Genomic DNA, 12,506 nt, shown 5'->3' with positions numbered 1-12,506 from the left:
CGGCCCTTAGGTGTAAAAGTTGCTTGTCTGATGGGGTATTACAAAAAGCACCGTTCACGCCTTAGTGAAAAAAGGCAAACGGTGCTTTTTCTGTCTATTGCTGCAGCTGCCGAAGTACGGTAATTTCTACGCGGCGGTTCTTTTGCCTCCCGGCTGAAGTAGTGTTGTCGGCGGCGGGCCGGGTATCGGCATAACCGGCATACTGAAAGACTTCCGGGTCAAGCTGCTCTTTCTCTAGGAAGAAACGAAGCACGGACAGTGCCCGGGCGCCGGACAGCTCCCAGTTATCCTCAAAGGAGGAGGCCCGGCCGATAGGCTGGTTATCGGTGTGTCCCTCGATGCTGATGACGGTATCGAGCTCTTTAAACAGGCTGGCGAGCTGCGCAAGAGTCACCTCGGATCCGGATTTCAGATCGGCTCTGCCAGTGTCGAACAGAAACCGGTCGCTTAATGTGATCGAAATTCCTTTCGGAAGATCGGTTACCTTGATCTGATCGTCCAGTTGATTATCTTTAATATAGGATTCAATCCGTCCCATTAATGTCGCTAATTCCTGTTCCTGCTCGCGAAACGCCAGCTCCCGCTCGGTTAACGGCTGCTGAGTGGAGGGGGGAGAGGTGTTGCCGCTGCCCTCGCCGCCTGTACTTTCCGGTCCCTGTCCATTCTCGGCGCCTTGTCTGTCCGGCGGATTATTGTAATCGTATTGATCCTCACTGCCCAGAACACCGGTGCCTTTATCCAGCAGAGAATTACCGCTCTTGAAGGTATGTTGAAGAGATTGGGTAACCACTTCATATTTCTCGACATCAAGCCGGCTCATCGCATACATGACCACGAAAAAGATCAACAGCAGCGTGATCAAGTCGGCATAGGTAATCATCCAGCGGTCTTTGGTATCTTTCGGTCCTGCAGAACGACGGCGTCCTGTACCTGACCGGATATCTCTGTCTCTGCCGCGCATCACAGCTCTGACTCCTCGGATGAGGCCGACAGCTGCGGCTTCCGTTCCCGATCTGTCAAAAAGGACTCCAGCTTGCGGCGGACCAGCATCGGGTGATCTCCGTTTTGCAGCGAAATCATACCTTCCAGCATCAGTTCCATCCGTGATGTCTCATCCTCGCCACGGGCGCGAATCTTCGATGCAATCGGCAGGAAAATCAGGTTTGCACTGGCGACGCCGTATAAGGTAGCCGTAAAAGCAAGCGCGATGGAGGGCCCGAGCGAGGTCGGCTCCGTCAGACTGCCCAGGACGTGGATTAATCCCATGACCGTACCGATGATACCCATAGTAGGGGCATAGCCGCCGGCAGAATCGAAAATTTTGGCATAGCCCTCATATTTAAGATGAACCGCCTCAATCTCCAGATCGAGCACCTGCCGCACGATGGCCGGCTCCGTACCATCCACGACAAGCTGAATGCCCTCACGCAGAAAAGGATCGGCATGCTCCTCCGATTTTTTTTCCAACGCAAGAACGCCCTGCCGCCGGGAAATCACGGACATCCCTTCCAGATCTGAAATAAGCTCCTCCATATCCTGCGATCCCTTGGTGAAGGCTAACGAAAGAGCCTTGGGAATCGTCTTCAGCTTCGCTAAGGGGAAACTGATCATGACTGCGGCAAAGGTGCCGCCGAACACGATTAAGGCAGCAGCCCACTGCATCAGTCCGCCGAGCTCTCCGCCCTCCCAGATAAAGCCGCCGATCAGCGCGGCCAAGCCGATAATAATACCAATAATTGTGGATATTTCCATTCGTTCACACACAGCTCCATTCGTTGACTTTGGTTGCATCCCGGATGCAAAGAAGGTATAATCAATGGGAACACTTATTCTTATTTTTATTTTACAAAGATAGACAGTTTGTCTACTATTCCGTTGAAACTAATGAAATAGGGTTAATATAGATAGAGAAACCATAACATAGAAATTCACTTTTCCATTTTAGACGATAAGGGTGATGTTGGACAATGAGTGAAATTGTCTTCAGTAATAATAAATTCGAGCTAATCTCCGATTTTTCGCCACAGGGCGACCAGCCGCGGGCTGTAGACCAATTAGTGGAAGGGGTAAAAATGGGAAAAAAGCACCAGACCCTTCTGGGAGCTACAGGCACCGGCAAGACGTTCACGATTGCTCATACTATAGCGAAGCTTGGAAGACCTACACTGGTCATTGCCCATAATAAGACGTTGGCCGCACAGCTTGCCAGCGAGTTCAAGGAATTCTTCCCCAATAACTCCGTTGATTACTTCGTCAGCTACTATGACTACTACCAGCCGGAAGCCTATATTCCATCCTCAGATACTTACATTGAAAAAGACTCCAGCATCAACGAAGAGATTGATAAACTGAGACACTCCGCGACCAGCTCGCTGTTCGAACGGCGCGACGTGATCATTGTAGCGAGTGTATCCTGTATTTACGGTCTCGGTTCTCCGATGGAGTACCGGAACTTGGTGCTGTCGCTGCGTATCGGAATGGAAAAGCCGCGCAACGAGATCCTGGCTCGGCTGGTGGATATCCAGTATCAGCGGAATGACATCAATTTTGTGCGCGGCACATTCCGCGTGCGCGGCGATGTGCTGGAAATCTTCCCGGCCTCCCGGGGAGAACAGGCGGTGCGAGTGGAATTTTTCGGCGACGAAATTGAACGGATTACCGAGATCGATGTCCTGACTGGCGAGCTGGTTGGCGAACGTGAGCATATTGCCATTTTCCCGGCGTCTCACTTTGTAACGCAGGAGGAGACGATGCGGATCGCTATCGGTAACATCGAACGGGAGCTAGAGGAGCGTCTGGCCTTGTTCCGCGAGCAGGGCAAGCTGCTGGAGGCGCAGCGGCTGGAGCAGCGCACCCGTTATGATATCGAAATGATGAAGGAGGTCGGCTTCTGCTCCGGCATCGAGAACTATTCGGGCCCCCTGACCTTCCGGGAAGCGGGGGCAACCCCTTACACGCTTATGGATTACTTTCCGGATGATATGCTGATCGTAATCGATGAATCCCATGTGACACTGCCGCAGATTCGTGCGATGTATAACGGTGACCGGGCGCGGAAGACCGTGCTTGTGGACCATGGATTCCGCTTGCCGTCGGCGCTGGACAACCGGCCGCTGCAATTCGAGGAATTCGAAGCCAAGGCCAATCAATTGATTTACGTGTCTGCAACACCGGGGCCGTATGAACTGGAGCATTGCAATACGATGGTTCAGCAGATCATTCGTCCGACCGGATTGCTGGATCCGATTATCGAGGTTCGTCCGACCAAGGGGCAGATCGATGATTTGATCGGCGAGATCCGCGAGCGGATCGATCGCGATGAACGGGTGCTTGTTACCACATTGACAAAGAAGATGTCCGAGGACCTGACCGATTATTTAAAAGAGGTCGGTATTAAGGTAAGGTACCTGCACTCCGATATCAAGACCTTGGAGCGGATGAGTATTTTGCGTGATCTGCGGCTCGGAACGTTTCATGTGCTGATCGGCATTAACCTGCTTCGGGAAGGCCTTGATTTGCCGGAGGTTTCGCTCGTTGCGATTCTGGATGCCGACAAGGAGGGCTTCCTTCGTTCGGAGCGGTCGCTGATTCAGACGATCGGCCGGGCTGCGCGGAACTCCGAGGGACGGGTGCTGATGTATGGGGATCAGATTACCGATTCTATGGATCGGGCCATCAAGGAGACAGAGCGGCGCCGCTCGATCCAGGTCGCTTATAATGAGAAGCATGGCATCACTCCGCAGACCATTCGCAAGAAGGTTCGGGATGTGATCGAGGCTACCAAGGTGGCCGAAAGCAAGAGTGATTATCTGGCTGATGCGGCTAAGAGCAAGATGTCCAAGCGTGATCGTGAAGCGATGATCGGACGTCTTGAATCCGAGATGAAGGAAGCCGCCAAGAACCTGCAATTTGAACGGGCCGCTGAACTGCGCGATGCAATTATGGAATTGCGTGCAGCGGATTAAATAGATAGCGGATTAAATAGATAATGGGAGATGAACCACTTGGCCATTGAGAATATCGTCATTAAAGGTGCGAGAGCGCACAACCTGAAAAATATAGATATTACGATTCCGCGTGATAAATTTGTTGTCTTGACCGGCTTGAGTGGATCGGGGAAATCTTCGCTTGCATTTGACACGATTTATGCAGAAGGACAGCGACGTTATGTAGAGTCTTTGTCGGCTTATGCGCGCCAGTTTCTTGGTCAAATGGAGAAGCCGGATGTGGATTCGATTGAAGGATTATCTCCTGCCATCTCCATTGACCAGAAGACAACAAGCCGGAATCCCCGCTCTACAGTGGGTACAGTGACGGAAATTTATGATTATCTTCGTCTATTGTTTGCCCGGATTGGCCATCCGCATTGTCCGGAGCATGGGGTGGAGATTACCTCGCAGACCGTTGAACAGATGGTTGACCGGATTATGCAATATCCGGAGCGTACCCGTCTGCAGATTCTTGCTCCGGTGATCTCTGGCAAGAAGGGAGAGCATAAGAGCCTGTTCAGCGAAATTGCCAAGCAGGGCTTTGTCCGCGTACGGGTGAATGGTGAGCAGCGGGACTTGTCGGAGAATATCGAGCTTGAAAAGAATAAGAAGCATTCCATCGAGGTTATCGTAGACCGGATCGTGGTGAAGGAGGATGTCAGAAGCCGCCTGGCGGACTCTATCGAAACTGCGCTGAAAATGTCAGGAGGTCAACTGCTGGTCGACATTATCGGCCAGGAGGAGCTCCGCTTCAGCTCTAATTACGCCTGCCCGATCTGCGGCTTCAGCATCGAGGAGCTGTCGCCGCGAATGTTCTCATTCAACAGTCCGTTCGGAGCCTGTCCGGAATGCGACGGACTTGGTATGAAAATGATCATCGATCCGGAGCTGCTTGTTCCTGATCCGTCGAAAAGTATTGAACAAGGGGCTTTCGAAGCGTGGGCAGGCAGTACGTCCAATTATTATCCGCAATTCCTTCGCTCGGTGTGCGAGCATTTCCATATTCCTCAGGATGTGCCGGTATCGGAGCTGACCAAGGATCAAATGGACAAGCTCCTGTACGGAACGGGCACAACCAAGGTGCGCTTCCGCTATGAGAACGATTTTGGCATCAGCAAGGATGCTTATGTTACGTTTGAAGGCATCGTGCATAATCTGGAGCGCCGATATCGGGATACGGCTTCCGAAGGAATTCGGGAGTTTATCGAAGGTTTTATGGGCTCCAAACCATGCGGTACCTGCAAAGGACATCGCCTGAAAAAGGAGATTCTCGCAGTTACCGTGAATGGAGAGAACATCGCTCATGTAACATCGCTGTCCATCGGCGAGGCCATGAGGTTCTTTGACGGTCTGGAGTTAAATGAGAAAGAGAAGGCAATTTCTCATATGATCTTGAAGGAGATTAATAGCCGACTGGGCTTTCTCGTTAACGTAGGACTCGAGTATTTGACGATGAGCCGTGCAGCAGGAACACTCTCCGGAGGCGAAGCGCAGCGCATCAGGCTGGCAACGCAGATCGGCTCCAGTCTGATGGGCGTATTGTATATCCTTGATGAGCCTAGCATTGGATTGCACCAGCGGGATAATGACCGTTTGATCACGACATTGGCTCATATGCGCGATTTGGGGAATACCTTAATTGTCGTTGAGCATGATGAGGATACGATGCTGGCTTCCGATTATATTATTGATATTGGGCCGGGAGCGGGGATTCATGGCGGCCAGGTTGTCTCCCAAGGTACTCCGCAGGAGGTTATGGAGGACCCGAACTCTTTGACCGGCCAATACTTAAGCGGACGGAAGTTCATTGAGGTGCCCGAGCAGCGGCGCAAGCCGGACGGACGCTGGATCGAAGTGCGCGGGGCCAAGGAGAACAACCTGAAGAACATTAACGTCAAGTTCCCGATCGGCGTGTTTGCGGCCGTTACCGGAGTGTCCGGTTCGGGCAAATCTACGCTGGTGAATGAGATTCTGTACAAAACGTTGGCGCGAGATCTGAACCGTGCGAAGGTTCGACCGGGGCAGTATCGGGAGATTCGCGGCCTGGAGCATGTGGAGAAGGTAGTCGATATCGACCAGTCGCCAATCGGACGGACTCCCCGCTCCAATCCGGCGACCTATACCGGTGTCTTTGACGATATCCGGGATCTTTTCTCACAGACGAACGAAGCCAAGGTTCGGGGCTATAAGAAGGGCCGCTTCAGCTTCAATATTAAAGGCGGGCGTTGTGAAGCCTGCCGCGGAGACGGCATTCTCAAGATCGAAATGCATTTCCTTCCTGATGTCTATGTGCCATGTGAAGTATGTGCGGGTAAACGGTATAACCGGGAGACACTGGAGGTTAAATATAAAGGAAAAAGCATCGCAGATGTGCTGGAGATGACGGTGGAGGATGCGACCCAATTCTTCGAGAATATTCCGAAGATTCACCGGAAGCTGCAAACCTTGCTCGATGTTGGCCTTGGGTACATCAATCTGGGACAACCGGCGACCACACTGTCCGGCGGGGAAGCCCAACGCGTCAAGCTGGCCTCCGAATTGTATCGCCGCAGTACGGGCAGAACCATCTACATTCTGGATGAGCCGACCACAGGTCTGCATGTCGATGATATCGATCGTCTGCTGAACGTACTTCATCGGCTCGTGGATTCCGGAGAGACCGTGCTTGTCATTGAGCATAATCTCGATGTGATCAAGACCGCGGATTATCTCATTGACCTGGGACCCGAGGGAGGCAGCGGCGGCGGGACCATCATTGCTACAGGTACGCCGGAGGAGGTCACGCAGGTGGAGGAATCCTATACGGGCCGATATCTTTCGCCGGTTCTGCAGCGCGATTCTGAACGGACGCGTGCCATCAAAGTGCATTCGTAGGCAACCCTTTTAACGAACATAACATAGTACAGGCTCTCTTGGAGATCGGTAAGGCCGATTTCAAGAGAGCTTTTTTTGCGCGAAAATACTGGAGTTTTAATGTTAAATGATAGGGAGATGTACATGAGGTGCCTCAAGAGAAGAATTGACTAACAAGAAAAATAAATCCGATGAAAAGGGCAAATAGTCCGCTAAGGCGCGTCATCGCTAAGTAGCTGTCGCTTGGCTCTGAATCCCCATCGACCTTCCAGCCTTCTTTCATATGCCAACCCAAGGAAGGGAAGAAGAGATTAAGACAACCAATCCCAATAATCACTAGTCCTAAGAACACGTACATGACATCAACTCCTTTGTAAATAAGTACGTGAATGAACTGGAAAGGTTCCTTTGCTTTATAATGTATAATATAACTAACAAAACCAAGCAAAGGGAGATTTCAATCATGACCTTGGGCAGGAATGAGCCTTGCCACTGCGGTAGTGGGAAAAAGTACAAAAAATGCTGTCTTGAAAAGGACAGGCTGGCTGAACAGGAACGCGGCGCGTCAATCAGCAATGTGATCCCCTTTCCTGGGGGAAATAAAGCCTCCAAGGAAGCGGATAAATTTGTCAATGAGCTGAGGCGTTTTATTTCGAATGAATTGGAATGGGAAAATCAGGAGTATCAAGAGCTGGCCCTGAGTCTTTTTCCGCAAATTTGGAAGGAATACCGGATGCGCCGCCAGGATGATTTGGACGAGTTGATGAGCATTGTAATGCTATGGAATGATTTTTCCAGCCAGAAGCAACCGAAGTATCGTAAGCCAGGCGGATATGCAGGCGCTTTGGAGTACTTCGTAATGAATGTACGGAGACAATGGGTCACGCAAACAGAGCTCGCGGACAAGCATGGGGTGTCTACGGGAACTTTGTCGCGCTGTTACGGAAATTTGCTGGATTTTGCTGAAGAAAAAATGCTTGCCGAAGACTGGCTCGCTGAACAGAAGGACGGTATGCCTAATTTCGGAGGGACGGCGGGCTTTTCTCAATTGGAGAATGAGCAGTTCATGCATAAGCTTGCCAAGCTGATCGAAGAGAAGCAATTTGAATCTCCAGATGAGGTCAATGCCTTTTTGAGTCAACATATGGACCATATAGACAAGCTGGTAGATGCGGAATTAAGCGATGAGCAGAAAGCGGTAGAACTGCTTGTTAAGGCGGAGCAGGAGCCTCTTCCGGCCAGACGCATTCAGCTTGTCAAAGAGGCGCTCAGGCTGGACAAAGGAAATGGGGATGCTTATGTGATGCTGGTCATGGAAGCAAATACGCTTCCTGAGGCACTGAAAGTGGCTGAGGAAGGTCTGAATGCAGCCGCAGCAAGTCTGGGTCCCGGATATTTTGAAGAAAACAAGGGCCATTTCTGGGGACTGATCGAGACCCGGCCTTATATGAGACTGAAGTTCTGCTATGCGGATCTGCTGAAGGAACAGGGAGACATCGCTGCGGCTATGCAAGAGCTTGAAGAGATGCTGGAGCTCTGTCCGAATGATAATATCGGCGCACGATATGATTTGTTGATGCTCTATCTTGCCGATCAGAAGCTTGACCGTGCAGAGAAGCTTATGCAGCAATTTGACATGGAAGATTCCGCTTCATTCTGCTATGACCGGGTCGTGTTGAGTTATTTAAAGAACGGTTACCTTGGCGATCTGGATACGTTATATAAGCAGGCGAAACGGTCAAATCCTCACGTTCCTGCCTATTTGTTGGGTAAGAAACGGCTTCCTAAGCAACGTCCTCAGTATATCGGGATAGGAGATGAGAATGAAGCTATTGAATATGCTCTGAGCCATCAATTGCTGTGGTCTAATCGCAATCTGTCCGGACTAAAGGATTGGATGAAACGAAGCAGGTAGATGCATCGGAATGAAGTAGGTTGAAGCATTGGAATGAAGTAGGTAGAAGAATCGGAATGAAACGAATAGGCGAATCGGGTAGCGAATAAAATCAATAAGTAATTTCACAATAAATGCGGGTTTGCAGCGAAATTTTTAACAATTTATCGACTTTTCACTTGCAAGCGCTTGAATGAACCGCTAACATAGAAGAAGATGGAATAATCCGTGAACAATGCTGAGGAGGGCTTGCCATGTTACTCGCTGCACCTGGGGAAGTCACAACAACCTTTAACGGGTTTGATATTTTCATGATCCTGTTTACGATTGTTATCCTGATCGGCGTACTACGGCTGTTGAAGGAACCGAAAAAGAATCTGTTTGCGATCGGCTTCGGACTATTTAGCCTGCTCGTCTTTTTGGCTTCCGATGCCGTCATGGTGATGGCCTGGTTCAGCTAGAGGCAGTGAGATGCAGCCGGAGTTCCGGCGGTGCGCTTCACTGAAGAATGGTAGTTGAACTGTGAGTGAGCAATGGCTCCGCGGATAGCTGGATAATGAGATTGAGTGATGGTTCAGCAATGACTGAATGATAACTCAGTAGAACTGGGTGATGATTCAGTGGAACTGGGTGATGATTCCGCGATGACTGAATGACGACTGGATGACGCTCAGAAGCCGTGTTACTTGGACTTTGAGGGAGGCACTTTGTTCCGGAAGGGATAAGGTGTCTTTTGCTTGTTTCGTCGGAGGAGCTCAACACGAGCCTCGCGCAGGCAAAATTAATGCCTTTTGGCATTAAAATTGTCGCACGAGGCCCTGAGTTGGCAAATCTAATGCCTTTTGGCACTAAAATTAACGTACAAGCCCCTAACGCCAGCAAATTTGATGCTTTTCGGCACTAAAATTGTCGGAGTAGCGCTCACGCAGGCAAAATTAATGCCTTTCGGCACTAAAATTGCCCAACTAGCTCCCAACTCTGCAATTTGTTCAACTATTCTTGATGAGGGTAGGAGATGGGTCCAGGGTAGGGAGTAATAAGTGTTTTTAGCAGTTATTACTTGCTAGAGTGTTAGAGGAATGTCTGCTAAAATAGATAGGTTATTGGAGAAATCGATTAGCCGAGTTCATTCGGCATTCAGGAGGAAATAGATGAGCAAGTCGGCAGTAGCCTTGACCAGGCAGGATGTAGAACTGCTCGCCCCCGCAGGGGATTGGGATTGCATGCGGGCAGCGGTAGCGAATGGAGCAGATGCGATATTTTTTGGTGTGGAAAAATTTAATGCAAGGGCGCGGGCGAACAATTTTCGGATGGACGAGCTTCCGGAGATTATGGCCTTTTTGCATAGCTATGGTGTTAAGGGTTTTTTGACCTTCAATATTCTAGTATTCGAAAATGAGCTTGCGGACGCGCAGGAGCTGATTGAAGCGTGTATGGAAGCAGGCGTTGATGCGGTAATTGTACAGGATTTGGGCCTGGTGAAGCTGATTCGCGAGCTGTCGCCGGATTTCCCGATCCATGGCTCAACCCAGATGACGATCACTTCGCCTGAGGCGGTGGAATTTACCAAGCCGTGGGGGATGGAGCGAGTCGTGCTTGGCCGGGAAAACAACCTGAAGCAGATCCGGACGATCGGTGAGCAGGCAAGGCTGCCTATGGAGGTATTCGTGCATGGAGCGCTCTGTGTGTCGTATTCAGGGCAGTGCCTGACTTCGGAAATGTGGGGTGGACGTTCAGCCAACAGGGGAGAATGTGCGCAGGCCTGCCGGCTGCCCTATGACTTGATTGTAGACGGCGTACAGAAGCCGATGGGAGACGTAGCTTACCTGCTGTCCCCGAAGGATCTTGCGGCCATTGATATCATGCCTGAGCTGATCGAAGCCGGCGTCACCTCGTTCAAGATCGAAGGCCGGATGAAAACACCGGAGTACGTAGCGAATGTAGTCAGTAAATACCGTCAGGCGATTGACCGGTATTTTGACGGAGACAGCACGCCGCCTTCGAAAGAAGAAATCCGCGAGCTGCAGCAAAGCTTCTCGCGCGGGTTCACCCATGGCTTCCTGGAAGGAACGAACAACAAGCAGTTGCTGGACGGGACGTTCCCGAAGAGTCGCGGCGTCTACCTGGGGCGGGTAGAGCAGGTGCTGCGCGACGGCGTTGTCTGCAAGCTTGAAGCGCCAGTGAAGCGCGGGGATGGCATCGTGTTTGATGCGGGCGATCCGACGAAAAAGGAAGAAGGCGGACGCGTCTACGATCTGCGGCGCAAAGGCGTGAAGCTGGAGGGCGAGGCCGACGAGACGTGGATCGTTGATATTGTGCCGGGGCGCAATGATATCGATCTGCGCCGGGTGCATGTAGGGGACCGGATCTGGAAGACGAATGATCCGGCACTCGACAAGCGGCTGCGCCAAAGCTATGAGACCGACAAGCCGTACCGGGTATTCCCGGTACATGTGCAGGTGTCCGGCCAGGCTGGCGAGCCGCTGGCAACCTTCTGGACGGATATCCAGAAGGGGGCGACGGTGCGCGTGGACTCGGAGCTGTTGCTCGAGACCGCGCAGAAGCGGCCGATGGACGATGCCCTGCTCGAAGAGCAGTTTGGCCGTCTCGGCGGCACGGTGTTCCAGCTTGAGCGGCTGGACACGGAGCTGCATGGCGACGTGATCCTTCCCATGCGAGAGCTGAATGCTCTTCGCCGGCGCGCAGTGGAGCTGCTAGCCGGCGAGCGGCCGAAGCAGCCCGTGTACACGCGGGCGGCCCGGGTAGCGGCGGCGCCTGCTGCTGTGCAGGGCGCGCCGCTGGCGCGCGGTGAGGCGAAGCTCACCGCGCTGTGCCGCAGCCTGCCGCAGGTGCAGGCTGCACTGGAGGCCGGCGTGGAGTTCATTTACGCCGACTTCGAATTTATCAAGCAGTTCCCGGCAGCAGTGGAAGCCGTTCGGGCTGCCGGCAAACAGATTGCGCTAGTGACACCACGCATCCATATGCCGGGCGAGAACGGCTACCATGACAACATCCTGCGTCTTGCACCTGACGCAGTGCTGGTGCGCAATACCGGCGCGCTCTATTACTACCTGCGCCATCGGCAAGAGAACCCATCCGCTGTTCATCCGCGGCTAATTGGAGATTTCTCGCTGAATATCGCCAATCACAAAGCGGTGGAGTTGTTCCTGGAGGCCGGCTGCGACACGGTTACACCGTCCTATGACCTGAACATTCAGCAGATGGTGGATTTGCTGGGCAAGAGTAGAACCTCTAAGATGGAGATCGTCATTCATCAGCATTTGCCGATGTTCCATACGGAGCACTGCGTATACTGTACTTTCCTGAGTGAGGGCACGAACTATACGAACTGCGGCCGCCCTTGCGAGGAGCAGCGCGCTTCTCTCCAGGACCGGATTGGCATGAGCCATCCGGTGCGCGTCGATGAGGGCTGCCGTAATACGGTGTATAACGCGATTGAGCAATCCGGCGCAGAATATCTGGGTCATTTTCTGGAGCTGGGTGTTCCTAGTTACCGGGTTGAGTTTCTGGAGGAGACACCGGAGCAGGTGCAGCAAGTGATCTCCCTGTATAATCAGGCCCTGCGCGGAGAGATTAGCGGGACACAGGTATGGAAGACGTTGAAGGCGACGAATCAACTCGGCGTAACGCGCGGTCAACTGATAAAATAATTATCAAAGCTTAAAACTGTAACGATACAGGCAAGTCGATCCCTGCGACAAAAAATCCAGCCAAGGATATTTATTCCTGGCTGGACTTTTTTAGTTGCA

Annotated in this window: 8 protein-coding genes; 5 read left to right on the top strand and 3 right to left on the bottom strand. The window is 51.9% G+C overall.

The window, feature by feature from the left end; translation table 11 throughout:
• Nucleotides 1-94: 94 nt before the first annotated feature.
• Both TX85_RS17515 and TX85_RS17510 read right to left on the bottom strand, forming a co-directional pair.
• Nucleotides 95-961, bottom strand: a complete 867-nt coding sequence (locus TX85_RS17515; RefSeq protein WP_044480974.1) for an OmpA/MotB family protein — start codon at nucleotides 959-961, stop codon at nucleotides 95-97.
• Entirely contained in the window at nucleotides 961-1,752 is a 792-nt protein-coding gene (locus tag TX85_RS17510; RefSeq protein WP_044480972.1) for a flagellar motor protein, read from the bottom strand. Before TX85_RS17510 ends, TX85_RS17515 begins: the two co-directional genes overlap by 1 nt.
• Before the next feature lie 215 nt (nucleotides 1,753-1,967).
• Here TX85_RS17510 and uvrB point away from each other — a divergent pair, with 215 nt between their 5' ends.
• Entirely contained in the window at nucleotides 1,968-3,965 is a 1,998-nt protein-coding gene (uvrB, locus tag TX85_RS17505) for an excinuclease ABC subunit UvrB (protein ID WP_044480971.1), read from the top strand.
• A 39-nt stretch (nucleotides 3,966-4,004) separates the two neighbouring features.
• Complete coding sequence (uvrA, locus tag TX85_RS17500) at nucleotides 4,005-6,863, top strand: excinuclease ABC subunit UvrA (protein WP_044480969.1); 2,859 nt, start codon at nucleotides 4,005-4,007, stop codon at nucleotides 6,861-6,863.
• Nucleotides 6,864-6,996: 133 nt separating this feature from the next.
• Here uvrA and TX85_RS17495 read toward each other — a convergent pair whose 3' ends face one another.
• Nucleotides 6,997-7,200, bottom strand: coding sequence for a DUF6199 family natural product biosynthesis protein (locus TX85_RS17495; protein WP_044480968.1), 204 nt, complete (start codon nucleotides 7,198-7,200; stop codon nucleotides 6,997-6,999).
• A gap of 105 nt (nucleotides 7,201-7,305) precedes the next feature.
• Between TX85_RS17495 and TX85_RS25450 the strand changes: the two genes are divergently transcribed.
• The 3 genes from TX85_RS25450 to TX85_RS17480 all read left to right on the top strand — a co-directional run bounded on the left by TX85_RS25450 (nucleotide 7,306) and on the right by TX85_RS17480 (nucleotide 12,407).
• Nucleotides 7,306-8,757 carry a tetratricopeptide repeat protein gene (locus tag TX85_RS25450; protein ID WP_049895030.1) on the top strand — a complete coding sequence of 484 codons (1,452 nt, stop codon included), beginning with the start codon at nucleotides 7,306-7,308 and terminating at the stop codon, nucleotides 8,755-8,757.
• Nucleotides 8,758-8,990: 233 nt separating this feature from the next.
• Nucleotides 8,991-9,197 carry a DUF2759 family protein gene (locus TX85_RS17485; RefSeq protein ID WP_044480967.1) on the top strand — a complete coding sequence of 69 codons (207 nt, stop codon included), beginning with the start codon at nucleotides 8,991-8,993 and terminating at the stop codon, nucleotides 9,195-9,197.
• A 690-nt stretch (nucleotides 9,198-9,887) separates the two neighbouring features.
• Nucleotides 9,888-12,407, top strand: coding sequence for a U32 family peptidase (locus tag TX85_RS17480; protein ID WP_044480966.1), 2,520 nt, complete (start codon nucleotides 9,888-9,890; stop codon nucleotides 12,405-12,407).
• Nucleotides 12,408-12,506: the final 99 nt, after the last annotated feature.

It is taken from the genome of Paenibacillus antibioticophila (assembly GCF_000455265.1).
In the GTDB taxonomy this organism is placed as follows: Bacteria; Bacillota; Bacilli; order Paenibacillales; family Paenibacillaceae; genus Fontibacillus; species Fontibacillus antibioticophila.
Note: the sequence above shows the minus strand (reverse complement) of the source record. Positions and strands in the feature narration are given on the sequence as shown.